General features: G+C 40.4%; 17 protein-coding genes and 1 riboswitch. Of the genes, 6 read left to right on the top strand and 11 right to left on the bottom strand.

Annotated elements, in window-relative coordinates; genetic code table 11:
• Positions 1 to 4: 4 nt before the first annotated feature.
• The 4 genes from metH to ku all read right to left on the bottom strand — a co-directional run bounded on the left by metH (position 5) and on the right by ku (position 7618).
• Entirely contained in the window at positions 5 to 3454 is a 3450-nt protein-coding gene (gene metH, locus BS1321_RS24345; RefSeq protein ID WP_063234432.1) for a methionine synthase, read from the bottom strand.
• On the bottom strand, positions 3447 to 5294 hold the full coding sequence (locus BS1321_RS24340; protein WP_063234431.1) for a bifunctional homocysteine S-methyltransferase/methylenetetrahydrofolate reductase: 1848 nt from the start codon (positions 5292 to 5294) through the stop codon (positions 3447 to 3449). Before BS1321_RS24340 ends, metH begins: the two co-directional genes overlap by 8 nt.
• Before the next feature lie 104 nt (positions 5295 to 5398).
• A riboswitch (SAM riboswitch) is annotated at positions 5399 to 5497 on the bottom strand.
• Between the two features lie 111 nt (positions 5498 to 5608).
• Positions 5609 to 6259, bottom strand: a complete 651-nt coding sequence (locus tag BS1321_RS24335) for an MOSC domain-containing protein (protein ID WP_063234430.1) — start codon at positions 6257 to 6259, stop codon at positions 5609 to 5611.
• A gap of 516 nt (positions 6260 to 6775) precedes the next feature.
• Complete coding sequence (gene ku / locus BS1321_RS24330) at positions 6776 to 7618, bottom strand: non-homologous end joining protein Ku (RefSeq protein ID WP_063234429.1); 843 nt, start codon at positions 7616 to 7618, stop codon at positions 6776 to 6778.
• Between the two features lie 151 nt (positions 7619 to 7769).
• Between ku and ligD the strand changes: the two genes are divergently transcribed.
• A complete protein-coding gene (gene ligD, locus BS1321_RS24325) occupies positions 7770 to 9617 on the top strand; it encodes a DNA ligase D (RefSeq protein WP_063234428.1) in 1848 nt (615 codons plus the stop codon).
• A 182-nt stretch (positions 9618 to 9799) separates the two neighbouring features.
• Here the strand turns inward: ligD and dapF are convergent, their stop codons facing one another.
• From dapF to BS1321_RS24300, 5 genes are all read right to left on the bottom strand, one after another.
• Positions 9800 to 10786 (bottom strand): diaminopimelate epimerase, encoded by a 987-nt coding sequence (dapF, locus tag BS1321_RS24320; RefSeq protein WP_063234427.1) that lies wholly within the window; start codon positions 10784 to 10786, stop codon positions 9800 to 9802.
• A gap of 184 nt (positions 10787 to 10970) precedes the next feature.
• Positions 10971 to 12272 (bottom strand): NCS2 family permease, encoded by a 1302-nt coding sequence (locus tag BS1321_RS24315; protein WP_063234426.1) that lies wholly within the window; start codon positions 12270 to 12272, stop codon positions 10971 to 10973.
• A gap of 156 nt (positions 12273 to 12428) precedes the next feature.
• On the bottom strand, positions 12429 to 13001 hold the full coding sequence (locus BS1321_RS24310) for a beta-class carbonic anhydrase (RefSeq protein ID WP_063234425.1): 573 nt from the start codon (positions 12999 to 13001) through the stop codon (positions 12429 to 12431).
• An 89-nt stretch (positions 13002 to 13090) separates the two neighbouring features.
• Positions 13091 to 13885, bottom strand: coding sequence for a hypothetical protein (locus BS1321_RS24305; RefSeq protein WP_094246660.1), 795 nt, complete (start codon positions 13883 to 13885; stop codon positions 13091 to 13093).
• A 230-nt stretch (positions 13886 to 14115) separates the two neighbouring features.
• Positions 14116 to 14436, bottom strand: a complete 321-nt coding sequence (locus BS1321_RS24300; protein ID WP_063234423.1) for a DUF4870 domain-containing protein — start codon at positions 14434 to 14436, stop codon at positions 14116 to 14118.
• A gap of 226 nt (positions 14437 to 14662) precedes the next feature.
• On the opposite strand from BS1321_RS24300, the gene BS1321_RS24295 reads away from it, so the two are divergent.
• From BS1321_RS24295 to BS1321_RS24280, 4 genes are all read left to right on the top strand, one after another.
• On the top strand, positions 14663 to 15442 hold the full coding sequence (locus BS1321_RS24295; protein ID WP_063234520.1) for an undecaprenyl-diphosphate phosphatase: 780 nt from the start codon (positions 14663 to 14665) through the stop codon (positions 15440 to 15442).
• Positions 15443 to 15775: 333 nt separating this feature from the next.
• A complete protein-coding gene (locus BS1321_RS24290) occupies positions 15776 to 16330 on the top strand; it encodes a GNAT family N-acetyltransferase (protein ID WP_063234422.1) in 555 nt (184 codons plus the stop codon).
• 205 nt (positions 16331 to 16535) lie between these two features.
• Positions 16536 to 16928, top strand: a complete 393-nt coding sequence (locus BS1321_RS24285; RefSeq protein WP_063234421.1) for a CidA/LrgA family protein — start codon at positions 16536 to 16538, stop codon at positions 16926 to 16928.
• Positions 16903 to 17586 carry an LrgB family protein gene (locus BS1321_RS24280; RefSeq protein WP_069981733.1) on the top strand — a complete coding sequence of 228 codons (684 nt, stop codon included), beginning with the start codon at positions 16903 to 16905 and terminating at the stop codon, positions 17584 to 17586. Before BS1321_RS24285 ends, BS1321_RS24280 begins: the two co-directional genes overlap by 26 nt.
• A gap of 36 nt (positions 17587 to 17622) precedes the next feature.
• Here BS1321_RS24280 and BS1321_RS24275 read toward each other — a convergent pair whose 3' ends face one another.
• The gene (locus BS1321_RS24275; RefSeq protein WP_081112987.1) at positions 17623 to 17775 is read right to left on the bottom strand and encodes a YflJ family protein; all 153 of its coding nucleotides are present in this window, start codon (positions 17773 to 17775) and stop codon (positions 17623 to 17625) included.
• 52 nt (positions 17776 to 17827) lie between these two features.
• Entirely contained in the window at positions 17828 to 18916 is a 1089-nt protein-coding gene (locus BS1321_RS24270; protein WP_232522728.1) for an undecaprenyldiphospho-muramoylpentapeptide beta-N-acetylglucosaminyltransferase, read from the bottom strand.
• Positions 18917 to 19109: 193 nt separating this feature from the next.
• Between BS1321_RS24270 and BS1321_RS24265 the strand changes: the two genes are divergently transcribed.
• Positions 19110 to 20222 (top strand): mechanosensitive ion channel family protein, encoded by a 1113-nt coding sequence (locus BS1321_RS24265; protein ID WP_232522727.1) that lies wholly within the window; start codon positions 19110 to 19112, stop codon positions 20220 to 20222.
• Positions 20223 to 20285: the final 63 nt, after the last annotated feature.

The raw sequence follows: 20285 nt of genomic DNA, 5'->3' as shown, positions 1-20285 counted from the left end.
TGAGTTATCGATCGACATTAAAGTAACGAGCTTCAGGATGTGCAAAAACAATGGCTGAAACGGAAGCCTCTGGTTCCATCATGCATCCTTCAGTCAATTCCACGCCAATATCTTGAGGTTGTAACAGGCGGAATAGCTTCTCCTGGTCTTCCAGATTAGGACAAGCAGGATAACCAAATGAAAACCTTTGCCCGGTGTACTTAGCGGCAAATCGCTCTTTCATGGACATTTCAATCGGATCGCTTATACCTAAATCATCCCTCATTAATTGATGAATTCTTTCCGCGAACCCTTCAGCTGTTTCGAGAGCAAGTGATTGAAGGGCGTGATTTTTCAAGAAATCACCTTCAAGCTTTAGTTTTTCTGCCCATTTTCTGATCCCTTTTCCGGCAGTGACCAGGAAGAACCCAACATAATCCATTTGCCCGGAGGAGATCGGTTTCGCGAAGTCCGCTAAACAAAGATGCGGATTCGTATCTTGCCGGGGGAAGTCAAAAGTTTCCAAAACCTGATGATGATTGTCCGGGTTGTATACCAATAGCTTATCTCCTTCGCTTTGAGCAGGGAAAAATTGATAAACGGCATGCAAGCCATAATCCGGTTCCGTCTTTAGGAATTCAATCAATTCATCAACGAGATCATTAAGCTGCACTGCTTTTTCATTCCCTTGCTTAAGCAATTCGGAAACTTTACCTTTTAACCCCAAATGATGACCAATCAGCATTTGCCTATTTATATAAGGCTGGATGACATCCAATGGATAGTTTTTCAGGACGTGACGCTTGATGTCACGCGGTTTTTGAACAGGAACATCGCTTAAAGGGGCAGCTGTGGACTGCTTACGAACAGGTTTTTCCATCGTGGCAGCAATGGCGGCATTGGCTTTCGATCTTTCTCGTTTCTCGACTAACTCTGCCAAGTACACCACTTTTTTGTCAGAGTCATGTAAAATATTCGTTACAGCCAAACCATCCATCGCATCTTTGGAATATAAAACCGGTCCTTCATATTCAGGTGATATCTTAAAATCAGTGAATTTACGGGATAATGCTGCCCCTCCCACTAAAATTGGGGTATCTATTCCGGCTTGCCTTAAATCCTGTGCGGTTAAAACCATTTGCTGTGCAGATTTGACAAGTAACCCAGAGAGGCCAATGATGGTAGGCTCATGTTTTCGAACCTCTTCAATGATTTGTTGCGGTGCGACCTTTATTCCCAAATCAATGACTTCATAGCCATTATTGGATAGGATGATATCCACTAGGTTTTTCCCGATATCATGCACATCTCCCTTGACAGTCGCCAACAGGATTTTCCCTTTCTTAGCGCTATCTTCAGAGTTTTCCATTAGTGGTTCAAGGTGAGATACAGCCGCCTTCATCGCTTCAGCACTCTGAAGCACCTCTGCGACAATAAGTTGGTTGTCATTAAATAACCGACCCACCTCACTCATGCCATCCATCAATGGTCCATTGATGATTTCCAATGGGCTATCACCGCGCTCAATCGCTTTATTTAAATCATCAATCAATCCTTCTTTCGTTCCTTCGATAATATAGTTACCTAAACGTTCGTCCAATGGCAGGACCACACCATTATCCTTCTTCTCCGCTTTTTTTCCACGATAAAATTCAGTAAAGATCGCTAAAGTTTCTGTAGATGTCTCAAACAGGAGTGCCTCAGCCAATTTCACTTCCTCTTCTGGTATCAGAGCGAAACGTTCAAGTTTTTCTGTATTCACGATAGCATAATCGAGACCCGCTTTTGTACAATGGTAAAGGAAAACTGCATTTAATATTTCCCTTCCCCTCGCTGGTAGACCGAAAGAAACGTTCGAAATGCCAAGTATCGTTAGGCATTCCGGAAACTTTTCTTTAATCGCCTTTATTCCATTCACCGTTTCCAATGCAGATCCGATATATTGTTCATCCCCTGTGCCTACAGGAAATACCAGTGGATCAAAAATGATGTCACTTTTATTTAGCCCATACTTATTAACTAGCAAATCCACAGACCGTGTAGCCACTTCCAATTTCCGTTCAGCATCGACGGCCATCCCAATTTCATCAATGGTTCCTACGACAACGGCAGCACCATATTGATGGACGAAGGGTACTATTTTTTCAAATCGCTCCTCACCATCTTCAAGGTTTATGGAATTAATGATCGATTTTCCTTGTGAATGTTTTAATGCTTGTTCAAGTACGGCTTCATCCGTAGTGTCGATGACCAATGGGACTTTCACTTTTTTGACGACCTCTTCTACGAATTCCTTCATATCGCCAAGCTCATCCCCATCAGGATCAGCAAGACAGATATCAATGACATGGGCGCCTTTTTTTACCTGGGAACGTGCAATTTCGGCAGCTGGCTCGTAATGCTTTCCACGAATCAGCTCCTTGAATTTTCGGGAACCGATAACATTCGTTCTTTCACCTACGAATAAAGGACGCATTGAATCATCATAAATGAGCGGCTCTATTCCTGATACGGCATGTCCATGGGCTGTTTCCGTAATTGTACGGGGCTTCATGCCTTCGAGAACCCTGGTAAGTTCTTTAATATGCTCTGGTGTCGTACCACAACATCCGCCAATGATATTGACCCATCCCTTTTCGGCAAATTGCTTCATTTTCTCTGCCAGGGAAGTAGGTGATTCATGATAGTGACCTTCTTCATCAGGGAGCCCGGCATTTGGATAACAACTGATCGCGCTATTTGATATATCTGCAAGTGTCCTGATATGGTCTATCATAAATTCCGGCCCTGTTGCACAATTAAGGCCGACAGCAACGGGCTTCATATGTTCAACCGATAAATAAAAAGCTTCTATGGACTGTCCAGCAAGTGTCGTGCCCATCGGTTCGATTGTTCCTGATATGATGACTGGCACATCTTTTCCTGATTTAGCGAATGCTGCTTTGATTCCAGAAAAGGCAGCCTTGACATTAAGCATATCCTGACAGGTTTCCACCAATAGCAAGTCTACCCCGCCATCCAAGAGACCCAGTGCCTGTTCTTCATAAGAATCGGTTAAAATATCAAAAGTCGTTCCTCCTGTTACGGAAAGCGTTTTTGTAGTGGGACCCATCGAGCCAGCTACATACCTTGGCCATTCATCATTGGAATACTTTTCACATGCTTTAACGGCAAGCTCAGCTGAAATTTTATTAAGCTTGTAGGCGATCGTGCTTATTTGGTATTCCTCAAGAACGATGCTGGTCGCTCCGAAGGTATTTGTTTCAATGATATCTGCACCCGCTGCTAAATATTTTTCATGGATGGATTGGATGATTTCCGGTTGCGTCAGTGATAAATATTCATTGCAGCCCTCGAATTGTTCCCCTCCAAAATCCTCTGCTGTCAAATCCTCAGCTTGGAGCATGGTTCCCATCGCCCCGTCAAGAAGGAGAATCTTAGAATTTAACTGATCTTGAATCGCTTTTTTATTCATGAACTGCCACCTCTGATGTATGTTTACTATCGACTTTTCTAATATATTTCGTAAGTTCCGCCGTCATTTCATAGCGAAGGAACGGAGTGATTAAATATATGCCCTTGAATTTTTCCCTTGCAGCGTCCACAAGCTCTCGTGCGATATTTACCCCTTCAATCCTTGACTTTACAGGGTCATCCCCCGCTAAAGCCATTGCCCTTCTAACATTATCAGGCAATTTGATTCCTGGGATCTCATTATGGATGAATTCGGCATTCCTTGTGCTTGTCAAAGGCATGATACCGATGAAAATCGGGGTATCTAAATGTTTTGTAGCCTCATATACTTCCTCGATCTGCTCCACCGAATAAATTGGCTGCGTCAAAAAGGATTGAGCACCGCAGGCAATCTTCTTTTCCATTCTCAGTACGGCTTTATCCAAATATTTCACATTGGGATTAAAAGCTGCTGCAATTTTAAAATTGGCCCGTTGGCCCAAACTTTGACCAGAATAGGAAAGACCTTCATTAAATTGTTTGACCATGCTTATTAGGTCAAAGGAAGATAAATCATAAACCGAAGTGGCACCCGGGAAGTCCCCAATTTTTGAAGGGTCACCGGTGATGATCAATATTTCGTTCAGCCCCACCGTCTGCAGACCCATTAAATGTGACTGCAGGCCAATCAAATTTCGATCACGGCATGTTATATGCACCATCGGCTTTATATTCAATTGGTTCTTCAGTAAATTAGCAAGTGCATCATTCGATATCCTTGGTGAGGCAAGTGAATTATCCGCTAATGTAATGGAATCGACCCCTGCTTTTTTCAAAACCTCAGCACCAGTCATGAAGCTCTCTATTCCCAGCTTTTTCGGTGGATCAAGTTCAACAAGAATCGTCCTTTCTGTTTTGGCCTTTTCGTAAAGGGGAAGTTCCAATTCTCTGTCGTTCACTTCAATTATTTCTATTTCGCGGGATTTCGTAAATTTCTCTTTCACGGGAGCCAAACTTCCAATCGCATTCTTTACAGCTTGGATATGCAGTGGAGTCGTTCCACAGCACCCTCCTATGATCGTGGCACCTTGCTCACGAAGTTCCAGGGCACTTGAACCGAAATATTCCGGCACAGCTTTATAGACGAGCCTTCCATCCACATAATCCGGGAGGCTGGCATTAGGATAAATGGCAATCGATGCTTGCTTTGGCAAACTCACTTCTTCCAATGCGCGAATCATATGATGTGGACCGAGACGGCAATTCACCCCGACAACATCGGCACCCAATTGCTCGAGTTTTTGAAAGGCTTCATTTAAATGGATTCCATTTTGAAGATTGCCAAGTTCATGCATTGAAACATTTGCGATGATCGGCAGTCCGGTTTCATTTTTAACGATTTGCAGGACGGTTTCCAGTTCCTCCAAGTCATAAAATGTTTCCAAGAGAATCCCATCAGGGTTTTCCATCAGCAGACTGTATAGCTGTTCACGAAAACCCCGTTTTATCTCTTCCAAGCTTAAATCCGATTTCCTGATACTCCGCTGTGCCCCTATGGTACCGAAGACATATGCCTTTCCTTTTGCCGCTTTTTTAGCAAGAATGACTCCCTGACGATTGATTCTGCTCACTTCATCTTCAAGTCCATGCCGTTTCAATTTGTTGAAATTGGCTCCGTATGTATTCGATTGAAGGATATCTGCACCAGCTTCCAGATAAGCACGATGGATGGACTCTATTTGATCTGGGTTCGTGCAGTTTAATTCCTCATAACATTGATCGATGCCATTAGAGTACAGTAAGGTCCCCATTGCCCCTTCCCCAACCAGCATTCTTTCTTTAACTTCTTTACGAAAATTCATCATTACACCCTCTCTCAAAAACAATCCTGTTTTTGTCGTATTCTAAGAGTATGAGAGAAAAGGAAAAAAAACCTTCTCAAAGAAGAAGGTTTATTGAAACATTCTCCTCATCTATCAAGCTCTGCTTGCTGGATTTAGCACCTTTGCCTAAGCTGGTTGCTGAGGTTTCTTCGGGCCAGTCCCTCCACCTCTCTCGATAAGATCCATTTATATAATTTTCACAAGATTTCAAAATTTGATTATACTTAATTTACATTAATAATCTGTCAATTTCAATACCTGATCGACATTTTTTTCACTTTTGCAAAAATGATTCAATCTTTTGCAGCTTGAACCCTCTTCAAGATCCTTTGTTTCCAGTCTTCCGCTAACGAGTCTAGTGTAAGTAAAGCATTTGCTCCTTCAAGTCCATCTCGTTTATGAAGGATTACCTCTGCTGCATAATGAACTGAAATTTTTTCTTGCAAACGATCTATTAGCACAATCTCGTTTTGTTTATTTATCGTTCCTTCTTGAAGTACTCTTGCAAAATAACCAGTGAAACTCGTTTTCAGCACGAGTTCCAAAAACTTAGGTTCTTGATTGAAGTGGGAAATGGTCGAACAAGGTATCCTCCCCTGGTTAATTTGAACAATCACATTGCCTATTTGATATATATCGCCGATATACGTTGTTTCTTCCCTCATCCCCGCTATGGTTAAATTTTCACCGAATGCAGGGATATCCAGCTTTTTAGAGAATTTTTCATTCCATAATGAATAATGCTCAAAGGGGTAAAAGCACAAAGCCCGATCAGGACCTCCATGGAACTTTACATTACCTACCCCATCACCAATTATGCCTGATTTAGTCACAGTCACATTATCCTTTGCTTGTTTATCCATGGCTGAAAAGATATCGATATTCGAAAAAATATCATGTTTCGGCTTCCCGGCATGAAGTGATTTGATTATTCCATTTTCCATTTTGCATCTTCCATTCATATTTAATTTATATCATCCAATATGTATAAATTATACTAAAAATCCATTTTATCCTGTAGTTTTTTTTAAGAATATAGCAAATCTGAATATGCAAAAACCACATGAGCTGTTAAATGGGCGAAATATCATTGATTTCCAGAAAAATTCATATGTTAGTTTCAGTAATTTTGTTGCTATTTCAGAATTAAATATGGTAGAATATGAACACAATATATAGTCGAAAACTACAACCGTTCGCCTATATGTTGATTTTCACGATTGAATTCCTCATTGTCGCTCTTTAGGGAGCGAATTTTTTTGCCTTCATTTCCATCCATCATTTTCTTTTAATTCCATTCAGTTCCTTAAATCGTGATCCACCTACCTATTTGTACTTTCCTTCCCTATGTAATTCTCTCCCTGTAAAGTCACTTTCATTACCTTATTAGAAGGCAAGACCCCGGGCTATAACAAGCAGAAAGCCGAGCGACATCATACGTCTTCCGCTCAGCTTCCTGTTTAAGCTTGTTTCTTTTTTTTCGGTGCCGCTTTCTTTCGGGTCGTCTTTTTCTTTTCCGGTTCATCATGTTTCGTACGGTCAATGGATGCCTGTAATGCCTCCATTAAATCGGTTACATTGTTGGAAACTGGTTCTTTTGTTTTGGCAGTAATCGTCGTCTGTCCCGTTTTCTTTGATTCAATCAATTCAAGTAACGCGGTTCGATAGTCATCGGTGTATTTTGTCGGATCGAAAGTAGTCGTTAATTGATCTATCAATAGAACGGCGGTATCGATTTCTTTTTTTACAATGGTATCATTGGCAGGGATATTCGGAACATCCGCTGTGGAGCGAACTTCATCCGGATAATGAATCGTTTCCATCACCAAGGTATTATCAACGACTCGTATTACCGCCATTTGTTCTTTAGAGCGAATGATGATTTTCGCTAACCCTACCTTATTCGATTCCTTGAGGGCCTGCCTCAAAAGGGAATAAGCTTTTATCCCTCCGTCGTTAGGGGACATGTAATAACTCCGATTAAAATAAATGGGATCTATTTCTTCAATTTTAACGAAATCCACGATTTCCACGGCTTTTTCTTCGTTTTGTTTTTTCAGTTGTTCTAGTTCATTGTCTTCCAATACAACAAATTTTCCCTTTGTATACTCAAAAGCGCGGACTATATCATCCTTCCCCACTTCCTTCTGGCATACCGGACAAACCTTTTCGTATTTAATCGGTGAATGACATTCCTTATGCAACGTCCTTAAAGAAATATCCTTGTCCTCCGTTGCAGCATGAAGTTTGATCGGAATGTTCACCAAACCGAATGATATGCTCCCCTTCCACATCGTATGCATATTCGTCACCTCATAACTTATTTTTAAAGAGAAGAACAATTTTATTATTCCACTTTGTTCAAAAAAAAACGAAAAAACAATTGCCAACTCTAACACTTCGTTTTTTTGGCAAAATAATGTTAATCAATTATTTGCGGAGGTAAATACAAAAATGAAACCGATGCTGCCAACCTATTACCCCGAAGCCCCCAACTCAAAGGATTGGCGTTATGAAGTCAAATATGACGGCTTTAGGGCTATTTTAACGATAGACTCCGATACCATAAACATTTCGAGTCGGAACGAGAAGGAATTATCACCACAATTCCCAGAAATCATTGCTTACATTAAAGATCTGGACCTGGAAGATTATCTCCCACTTCAGTTAGATGGAGAATTGGTCTGGCTTACCAATCAGGCGAAAGCGGACTTTTTTCAAATACAGTGGCGAGGACGCCTTGGGAAACAATTCTTAATTTCAGAAAAAGCCCGCTTTTCCCCATGCCGGTTTATAGCGTTTGACCTGCTTCGAATCAGCGGAAAAGACGTAGCAGCTAAACCTATGGAAGAACGAAGGAAATTGATGTTGAAAATGGGGGCAAAACTTGGCTTTCCTATGCCGCCTGATCCCAACGATAAGGCTTTGATACAATTAATAGAGAGTTTTGACGTTTTGGATAATGCCTTGAATAAGGTCACCCTATTAGATGGCGAAGGGGTTGTCGCCAAGGAAATTCGGGGTACTTGGCAAGAAGGAAAACGGACTACATCTTGGATTAAGGTCAAAAATTGGAAGACCGTTTCTTGTTTCATTACAGCATTGCACAAAGAAAATGGTTACGTTTCCCTCGCAGTTTTCAAAGAAGGTGCCGTAACGAAAATCGGAAGTGTTAAAAACGGACTGAGTGCTCAAGATAAAAGAATATTGCATGAACTGATCAAGCAAAATGCATCAGACGAAGACGCGCAATTTTTTTATATCCATCCATCCATTTGCATCGAAGTTCAATTCTTACACGTATATGAGGAAAATGAATTGCGTGAACCTCAGTTTTCGCAATGGCTTTTACAAACGTCTCCTGACGAATGTACCTGGGAGAAATTCGTGCTAGGCCAATACACATTTCCAGATACTGTACAAATAACTTCCAGGGATAAACCGCTTTGGATAACAGGAGATAAACAGGTGGTAAAAGTTGAATACCTGCATTATTTACGGGAGGTTTCAGCTTTCTTCTTACCCTTCTTGAAGGATAAGCTGCTTACAACGATCCGCTATCCTCATGGCACTTTGGATAAAGAAAGATTTTTCCAGAAAAATAAACCTGATTATGCGCCAGCCTTTATTAAAACGTTCATGGATGAGGATATCGAATATATGCTGTGTAACGATATTGAAACGCTTCTTTGGTTCGGTAATCAACTTGCATTGGAATTCCATGCCCCATTTCAGAAAGCGGGTAAAACACGACCCGACGAAATCGTCCTGGACTTAGATCCTCCTTCCATCGAATTTTTCTCGTTAGCGATAAAGGCCGCACAGGAAATAAAAAAAGTGATGGAATCATTAAGGATAAAAGCTTTTGTAAAAACTTCAGGTAACAAAGGACTGCAAATTCACATCCCTCTGCCTGAAAACAGATTTACTTATCAGGAGACACGCATTTTCACCGACTTTCTCGGTGACTACTTAACAAGTTCCAACCAAAATGATTTTACAATGGAAAGAATGAAAATAAATCGGCATAATCGACTTTACTTGGACTTTGTACAGCATAGTGAAGGAAAAACCATCATACTGCCTTATTCCCCACGGGGAAATTCTTTCGCTGGTGTGGCTACACCTTTGTTTTGGGAGGAAGTGGACGAAAGTCTCCAGTTAAAGGAATATACGATTGAAACCATACCAAACAGAATAAAAAGGGAAGGGTGTGCATTTATGGATTACAGACTCGTCGATAATGGACCAGCCTTTTTGGATGTATTGTCGTTCTTAAAACAAAAAAAGACCAACAACTAGTTGTGATACTCTTGCCGAATAACAGGCTAGCCGAGACTCCACAGACGCTTGCGGCGAAGAGGCTTGGCAGACAATCGGCGGAAAGAGAGCGGATTTCTGAAATCAACTGCAACTTTTTTTAAATAAGAAAACTGCAGGCAAACTCGCTTTTCTTCGAGTTTGCCTGCAGTCTGAAAATTTCTTTATAATTTTGTTTTCAAATAACTTTGCACTTCATCCTGCAGCTTGGCATATAAGCTTGTTTCCAATTCAAAATCCTCTTTTTCAAGCATTTCAAATTTTTCAGGCTGATCTAAGTCTATTTCAATCGATACCTTGAATTCATAGGTTGCGTTCCCGATTAAATCAATTGAATACTTTTGGCTTTCTTCATCATGGTGGACCACGCATTTAACTTTTCCGCCGTTATTGTAGACAGATATTTCACTTTCCAATGCGTTTAAACCAACAGAGCATGTTACTAGGCTTGAAGCCGACATAGCCGTTCCACATGCATTCGTGAAGCCTACTCCCCGTTCGAATGTCCGCACATAAATGCTCCCTGGTTCCAGCTCTTTCACAAAGCTGACATTGACACCATCAGGGAAAAGCTCATTCGGTTGATTGACCTTTGTTGAAAGTTCTTCCTGTAAATCACTTTGTAAAACATCACTATCGACGAGCGTGATCAAATGTGGATTAGGAACCGCCAATGCCGAAAATAATAGGGTATCATGAAGTTCCGGCAATGATTCGTTTTGCAACTGTTCTTTAGCCAATACAAGAGGAAGATCCTTCACATTAAAACTTACCGGGGAAATTTCCACCTTGAAAGTCGGAATGCCCTCATAAATATCTTCCGTTTTTTCCACGAGTAGATTTGCCTTCATTGTTTCCACGATCATTTTATCGAGCCCAAGAACGTCATTCGCGTAACGTGCAACACAGCGAAGTCCATTGCCGCACATCGAGGCTTCCGATCCATCCGCATTAAAGACACGCATCCGGCAATCAGCATGTTCACTTTTCATTACGAACAAAATACCATCCGCTCCAAGCCTCTCCCTATTGCATAGTGCCTTCGCGAAATTTTTCCGCTCTTCTTCAGTAAACGCCAGGGTCGTAGTCAATTCATCAATGATTAAGAAATCATTTCCTGAACCATGGCTTTTTAAACCTTCAATAATCATCCTGTCACATCCTCTAATATGCTGCTTATCATTTATCATTTTTTAATATTCTATATCATAGCATTTTCAAGATGGATGTGTCATCGCGTAAATCACAATAAATCCATTTTTTTCGACGAAAAAACCCCAAAAAAAAGAGCGGTTGGAATAAGAATTAACTCATTCCAACCGCTCTTTTGAATTATTAACCGATCATACCAATGATGAAATAGACGATAAACATTCCGGCACTCACATACATTGGGGCTGACACTTCTCTCGCTTTTCCGGTTACAAGCTTCAAGAACGGGTACAGGATGAAACCGAATGCCATTCCATCGGCAATACTGTAAGTGAAAGGAATGATCGTGATGATCATGATTGCAGGTATACTCTCGGTTAAATCGCTGAAATCCAGCTTTTTTATATTTCCGAGCATCAAAATGCCAATGATAATTAAGATGGGGGCAATGGCGCTATCAGGGATTACTTTAATCACCGGTATAAATAGCAGTGATAGAATGAATAGCACGCCCGTCACCACTGAAGTAAAACCAGTTCTGCCTCCTGATGCGATTCCAGCTGCCGTTTCAACTGTAGCAACGGTAGGGCTCGAACCGAATATGCCTGAAAGCAGAACGGACACACTTGTAGCCTGCAGAGACTTTTTATAGGCATCCTGGCGGTTTATACTGTCTACATGCCCGTGTACAAGACCAATATTTTCAAAAACAAGAACCATCGTCATCGCAAATACACTTATCCAGAATTCAATCCGGTTCGCTTCCAAGAACGATAATGAAAAGAAGAGATCGCCGTAGGAAGCTGTGTCTATGCCTGAAAAATGGATTTCCGATAGTTGAACCGTCCCGAACCAATAGGCAATGAGGCTGCCTGCCAGGATGGTAATCATGAAATTACCGGGGACATTCTTGATGAACAGCGTGATTGCCAGTAAAAAGGTCAACACCGTTGCACACACCGCTGGATCGCTTAAATCTCCCAGTGCGACGATTGATGATGAACCTCCCGTGATTATCCCGCCCTTTTCAAGACCGATTAGCATCAAGAATAAGCCAAGACCGACAGATATGGCTTCTTTTATCGAACTTGGAATCGAATCACTGATTAACTTAGAGTATTTTGTAAAAGCAATGACTACAAAAATAACCCCTGAGATAAAAACAGCACCAAGAGCAGATTGCCAAGATAGACCCATTCCTTGAACCATGGTATAAGCAAATAGGGCATTTACGCCCATTCCTGGAACGAGGAGGATTGGGACATTCGCCCAAAGTCCTATCATGACACAGCTTAAAGCAGATAAAAGAATCGTCGCAATCACTGCACCATTAATCGGAATGCCCGCTTCCGATAAAATCAGGGAATTCACGATGAGAATATAGACTATTGTAAAATAGCCGACCACTCCAGCAAGGATTTCACGTTTTCCATTCGTTCCATAGTCGGAAAAATGAAAAAACGTTTCCAAGTTTAATTTCTTCATGTTGTATCCTTATTAAATTTGTCCCTCGCCCACCCGTTTGTATTAGTGACAAACTACACTTGGCGATTTTAACAAAAAAAAGGATAAAAATAAATAGTAATGATAAAAATTTGAAAAAAACTGTCGGAAATAATCCCGACAGCCTCGATGAATTTATTATTTTTGTTGTTCCGCATACCCGTCGACTACCAATTCCAGCTTCCCTGTATCGGGCGAAATGATAAGACCATGTACAGGAATATTTTTAGGGATTAAAGGGTGTCCTTTAATCACTTCCACACTGTTCTTACAACTTTCATAAACATCATCAAATCCGCGAAGCCAACTGCGGATATCGATTCCTGCAGCTCCCAGTGTATCGATGGTGCTCTTTGGTATATCACGCCCGATCATCTTCTCTACTACAGAATCGGCATCGACTGATGCCATCCCACAGTCATGGTGAGGTATGACCAGTACTTCATCTGCCTTTAGCTCATAAATAGCGACAAGGATACTCCGCATGACACTTCCGAATGGGTGGGAGACGATTGCCCCGGCAGTCTTCAAGATTTTGACATCGCCATTTTTGACATTCAAGGATTTTGGCAATAGTTCAACGAGCCGAGTGTCCATACAGCTTATGATGACCATACGTTTCTCAGGAAACTTATCCGTCCTATACTTAACATATTCACCTTTTTCTACAAACTGTTCATTATAATCCAGAATCTCATTAAGTAAACTCATATTTACCACCTTTTTATTATGTATTTAATCTAAGTATTCCACTATGATTATATCAAATATTTAAAAGATTTGCTAAAGGATAACCCTAGTCAATTTGAACGATGATTTAAAGTGGCTGCACAGAACCCAAAGACAATGATTTTAGGAATTTCATCAACATTTGATGAAAAAGAAAGTATGGGTGTATTTGTCTTGAATCGTTTCCCCCACTCCAAAGGCATCCAGCCTTCTTGGTATGAAACGATCTTTTCCCCTTCTTTTGTGGCAATCTCAAAAGAATTCACACTTCCCGGTGTTTCAATGGGCATCCATTCCGTACCATCTTCATTATATATCATTCCATTAATCTTCACGAATGACCGATTTTCTTGATACGATCCAATAATGCCGCCCTGATCATCCATGATCGTCATTTTATTGAAAAGTCCCCTTTTGATATGGTACTTAGCCAGCAAATGCCCCTCATGGTCAACCAGTTCATATCGCTTGGCCAGGAGCATCGACAAGAAATTAGGAATCATCCACATGAACCACTTCATATTCAAATCCCGTACTTCGCCCATTAGAGACCCATCCGGCGCAAAGAGAAGCAGGCGCAATGTCGGTGCTGGCATAAAAGTCAATAAAACATGTTCATTTTTAAATAACCCGGCATTCGTCCCGATGTGTTCATCAGGCAATTCCTTCATTCTATTTTCATATATACGATGACTGACAAATTGGGCAATGCTAAAGAAAATAAAAGGAGACGTTATCAATAATATATTGCCCGGTATCATCGCAAAAATATGGCAAATGAAAAATACAATGGCCAAAAGAAGAGAAAACCAAGATGCATGAAAATTTGAATTGCTCGTTTTCTGATAATATTCACGTATATTCATACCCTGCTCTGCTCCTCACTCCTTACAAGAAAAATTGCCGCCTTAATGGCGACCATTGATTAGCAGTACCACAGGCCGCCCGGCATCCACTTCCTAAAATGTGCATTGAAGTAAATATCATAATACTTTATTCGCTTTAAACTGATTTATTCCCTTTTTTAATGAGGTAATTCCCGACATGGTTCATATAAAAAAGGACTCCGAAATGAACGGAATCCTTTTACATCATTCTATAATATCCTGAAAATCAACGGGAACCGATAATCCGTTCCTTCATAAGCCCTAACAGCAGCAATGATGGTGAATACAACTAAAGCTATCCCGATAACCGGCAATAGCAAGAATCCAACTAATATTATAGTGAGTATCCCTGCAACTATCGAATATACGGTATAGGAAATGAAAAAATTCAGGTATTCCCTTCCGTGATAATCCACAAATTGTGACGAGTCCTTCTTCAATAACCAAATCACCAAAGGACCGATAAATGCTGTAAAAAAGCTGATCACATAAATAAGGGCAGCAAACACTCTTTCATCTTTAGTAGGCATAGTGTCTTCTCCTCCTTTCTCATATGAATAATTACGAATCAAATGAAAAATAGTTTCATTTTTCCTCTCATTATATTCGAAAAAGGTAAAATTGGACTGCCTTTTCTTCATAAAACCCAATTGGCAATACATATGACAAAAAATCCGAATATGTTCATCCGACTTGTGCATACAGTTTAAATAATGGATTGTCCTATACGTTATAGAAAGGAGTGATGTTTTTTTGCTGAACGAATTTCAAGCCTTCATCCTTGGGATCATTCAAGGCTTGACTGAGTTTTTACCTATTTCAAGCACTGGACATTTATATTTAGGACGGCATATTTTCCACCTTGACGAGGCCGGCATCTTTCTGGATACCATGCTCCATATCGGAACCTTGCTGGCGTTATTGGTCGTCTATAAGAATGACATTATTGCCATTTTGAAAAACCCTTTCTCCAAAATGACTCTGCTTCTCATTGCTGGGACAATCCCTGCAGTGATTGCCGGCATTTTACTCGGGGATTGGTTTGATGGCCTTTCAAAAACAGGCGTGACCATAGGCTGGGAATTTTTAGCGACCGGACTGATTTTATGGATAGCGGACGGAGTAAGAAAAGGCGGCAAATCCCTTAATGAAATTTCGATTAAAGATGCCGTGATCATCGGTACCTTCCAAGCTGCAGCCATCATGCCTGCTCTTTCGCGTTCCGGCCTAACGATAGCCGCTGGCCTATTCTGCAGGCTGGATAGGGCCACTGCAGCCTATTTTTCCTTTTTGCTTTCAATTCCTGCCATTACCGGGGGCATTGTATTTCAGATGAAACCGATTTTTACAGGAGAGGTTGAACGGCTTCCACTCACTGCACTTTTCGTCGGAACCCTGGCAGCAGCAATCTTTGGTTATATAGCCGTAGTATGGATGATCGATTTCTTAAAAAAGCGTTCACTGAAAATATTCTCCATTTATGTATGGGCCCTCGGCGCAATCATTTTATTCATGCAATTCACAGGTGAATTTTAAAGAAAAATCGGGCGAAAAAATCATTTTTCCATGGAAAAATGCAGGCGTTTGCCTTCCAATTTCACCCTTCATGAAAAAGTTGAAATTTGACGAAAAAAAAAGGCAAAAAACCTATTCCCAAACCGTTTTTTTTTTAGTATTATACCTTCGTAAGGTTCTTTAGATTTGCATAATTTCTGACAATAAAAATAGGGAAGGCAAATGGTGCGCCACCGGTTTTCCGGTTCTAGTGGGTTCGATTCCCACCCCGAAATTTTTTGATGAACGACTTAAAAAATTTCGAGGGTGGGCAGCGACTACGCATAAGAACTGCCCTCAAACGGAGGGACGGAAATGTTAAAAAAGAGAGATTTCACAGATTGTTTTTCTCTTTATGAACAAATGACGCATCCAGATGTCTTCCCTTTCGTGCGCCATAAAGTAGATTCATATGAAGAATATGTTTTCATTACTAAGCAAACGATCGAAGCCGAAGATGCTGGGCAACTCATTTCACGAACAATCTTGGATGAATGGGAAAATCCCATCGGTTGTATTTCTTTATACGATATTGAAAATGGTGCAGGTTTCTTAGGAACATGGCTTGGCAAGCCTTATCATGGAAAAGGGTATAATGCCATTGCGAAAGACGCTTTCTTTAAAGAGCTTTTTTTCGAGCTCGGTTTGGAAACGGTCTTCATGCGTATTCGCAAAAAAAATATCCGCTCTATAAAAGCCGCAGAAAAGCTTCCCTATGCCGTCAATGCCAACGAAACAAGAAAATCCCTTTATGATCAGATCAATCATGAAGAAGATATCTACGATTTGTATGAAATCCCTAAAGATTTATACACCTTTCATATCCTTAGACAGCCTGATGATGACGAACAGCAGTTACTTGAAGCATAGAGCGAAGAACATTTCAACATGGCTTTGTTTATCTTTTCATATAATGGCCGGAGCTTCCAAACCTGGAAAGCTCTTTTTTCCATTTTCACAGGATGTTTAAGATAGATTGCTGCAAATCCCTATTCTTTTTAGGGATATTTTTTTATAATGAATACAATTGACCAATTCAACAATATATTCAAAGCGTCATTGAAAGGACTTAATCATGAAAAAAATATTTACTTTTATCGTGCAGCTTATCTTCCTGCTCATCATTTGCAAGCTCGGCTATTATTTAGCCCATTTACTTCATTTACCTATACCAGGCAACGTCATAGGCATGATTCTTTTATTCGGTTTATTACAGACGAAGGTTATAAAAGTCGAATGGATTGAACTTACTTCAGGGTTTTTGGTAAAGCACCTAGCCTTTTTCTTCATTCCCATTTCAATCAGTTTAATGACCATGGGATGGCTTTTCATTGAATTCGGTTTGCCATTGGCACTTACATTAGGAGTCAGCCTGATATTTGGATTCATCGTTTCAGCTTGGACCGTTCAGAAGCTATCCCATAGAGGAGAGGTTAAGCAGCATGACAGCGTTCATCACAACTTATAGCATATTGATAACCATTCTTGCCTATTTCATTGGAAGGAAAATATATGCTAAACATCCATCACCTTTTACGACGCCCGTATTTTTCAGTACGGTTACAATTATTCTCGTACTGCTGATCAGCGGTTTGGACTTCGAAGATTATTCACCAGGAAAAGACATCATCACCTATTTCCTGGGACCAGCTACCGTTGCTTTGGCAGTACCACTTTATAAAAACAGAAAAATAATCGTTAAATATGCAATGCCGGCAATTAGCGGCATGATTTTTGGTCTTCTGGTCACATTGATCATTGCCTTCGCCATCGCTAAAGCATTTTCACTTCCGCAATTCATACTCCAAGGATTGGCGGTTAAATCCATTACAGTTCCCATCGCTGTTGAAATCACGGAACTTTATGGCGGAAATTCCAATATATCAGCAGCCTTCGTCATTTTGACTGGGGTGCTGGGTACGATGATCGCTCCAAAAATGATGGATAAACTAAACATTACGATGCCCTTCGCACGTGGTATCGCTTATGGTACGATCGCTCATGGTCTCGGAACGGCTCAAGCTGCCCAGGAAAGTGAGTTTACCGGGGCTGTCGCAGGTGCGGCAATGGCTATCGCAGGTATCCTTATTTCCTGTTTCTTTCCTTTTATAAGTAATTTCCTATAAAAAGAACCGCAACGCCAACGACGTTGCGGTTCTTTTTTATGATTTATCTCTTTTTTGCAGATCGTCGTATAAACGCCTTAGAATATAAGTTTTATACAGCTCCAGCTTTCTTTTCTCAATTGGATGATAGCTAATCCCTGCGGCTTTTAGCTGCTGAATGAACCATCCTTTGGAATATTCATAAGCCATTCTACCCCCTCCTCTGTTCGAAAAAGATATGCTACATAGAGGGGAATGATACTTATTTTTTTGCGGCCATTACTTTTAGTAATAATTCATACATTTCAGCCGCCGTTTTGAATGGGCGTTTTTGACGCATTTTCTCCTTATATTCATCCGATTGTTTCAATAAATCCGCTAATGTAGCATTAAAAATCCGGTCATTTAGCTCTTCTTCTTGAATGACTTTACAAAAACCCTGTTTTTCAAAGCTTGACGCATTCAGGATTTGATCTCCACGGGATGCATTGGCACTAAGAGGGATAAGCAACATTGGCTTTTGCAAACCAAGGAATTCAAAGATTGAATTTGAACCTGCCCTTGACACAACGACATCAGCAGCCGCCAAAAGATCGAATAATTCTTCGTGTACGAATTCAAAAGGAGCATATCCCCTTTGTTTCAATTCCGTTTTCACATTTCCCTTGCCGCAAATGTGAATAATCTGATAATCCTTTAATAAGGCATCAAGGTTATCTGTAATTAAATTATTGATTTTAACGGCCCCAAGGCTTCCGCCCATAACGAGTAACACCGGTTTGTTATTCGTGAATCCACAAAATGCCTTTCCAGCAGAAGCGTTTCCCGTGAAAATCCCATCGCGCAATACAGCGCCAAGATACATGGCCTTCTCTTTCGGAAGATCTTTTTCCGTTTCCTGGAAGGTTGTAAAAATTTTCGATGCAAGTGGCATGGCAATCTTATTAGCCAGACCAGGCGTATAATCCGATTCATGTATCGCAATCGGTATTCTTAGCATCTTGCCGGCCAAGACGACTGGAACCGAAACGAATCCACCTTTAGAAAAAATGAAATCCGGCTTAGTCTTTTTTAATATTTTTCGTGCATCAAAAATCCCTTTTATGACCCGGAAAGGGTCTTTCATATTTTCAACAGATAGATAACGTCGGAATTTCCCAACGGAAATCGTTTCATAACGAACCTCGGGAAATTCCGTTTCGATGATATTTTTTTCAATGCCTTTTTTTGAACCAATATAAGTAACATCCCAATCATGCTTTAAAAATTCCGGGATGATTGCTGCATTAACAGATACATGACCGGCAGAACCGCCTCCGGTAAATACTATTTTCTTAGTCAATATTTCCACCTTCCAAACTTAAAAAATCACTTTGCATCCATATTACCATATATCCTTGCCATTAATAACTTGAAAAAGTATTCAGTGAACCGTAAAATCCCAATGATGAATGTAATCATCGATTATTTTTCCTTTTTCAGCATGAATATATTATAATCTTAGTATTCTACAATACTACAAGATACATTGGAGGAGTAATACATTGCAAGAAGTTTCTGATTCTCTCCATCAATTTGATGGAATCGAAGCCTGGACCAAATTAGGAATTTCCATAGGAATTTTACTAATCTTCCTTTTGCTTCGGAAAGTATTTACTACATATATATTCAAATTCTTTCTTCGAATTGCAGAAAAACGTAAAATTGAATTTGCCGCCAACTTAATGCTCGCTATAGAACAGCCGGTAAGATGGCTTATCGTTTTGATTGGTGTTATCATTTCACTGCACTATTTTCCGATTGACTCACCTTCGGTTGAATTAAGATCAAAAATATACAGATCATTTTTTGTCTTCTTAATAATTTGGACGATATTCAATATCAGTTCAATCTTAACTATTTTATTTCCGAAATTAGTAAGTAAATTCGGGCTTGAAGTCGATCAAATCGTCATGCCGTTCTTTACGAAAATCATTAAACTAATCATCATTGCTTTTGGTGCCTCCATCATTGCAGAGGAATGGGGATTTAATGTCGATGGATTTGTTGCAGGGCTTGGATTGGGTGGATTGGCTTTCGCCCTTGCTGCTAAAGATACCGTCAGCAATTTCTTTGGGGGTATCGTCATCGTTACCGAAAAACCTTTTACCATAGGAGATTGGGTCAAAACTCCAAGTGTGGAGGGAACCATTGAAGACATCACATTCCGAAGCACCAAAGTTCGGACTTTTGCCCAAGCTTTAGTTACCGTCCCAAATGCGACCCTTTCGAATGAACCGATCATCAACTGGTCCAAAATGGGCAAAAGACAGATTGCCTTCCATTTGGGTGTGAATGTCACGACACCAAAAGAAAAATTGGAAAATGTCATTAAAGATATTGAAAAAATGCTGATTGATCATCCAGAGGTACATCCGGAAACGATTTTGGTTAAATTTGATGAGTTCAGTCATTCCGGTTTCAACCTTTACCTTTATTTCTTCACAAAAGCGACGGACTTTGGAGGATATTTATCAATCAAGGAAGATGTGAATTTTAAAATAATGGAGATATTGGAACAGGAAGATGTACAAATTGCCATCCCTTCCCAGGCTTTCATTCTTCAAAAAGAATCAAATATGGAAGCCATGAATGATTTTGAATCCATGCGCGACTGACAAAAAGACTTGCCCAAAACGGCAAGTCTTTTTTAGCTTCAAATAAAAACTCTTAAAACATCA

This window comes from Peribacillus simplex NBRC 15720 = DSM 1321, assembly GCF_002243645.1.
GTDB classification, from domain to species: Bacteria; Bacillota; Bacilli; order Bacillales; family DSM-1321; genus Peribacillus; species Peribacillus simplex.
Note: the sequence above shows the minus strand (reverse complement) of the source record. Positions and strands in the feature narration are given on the sequence as shown.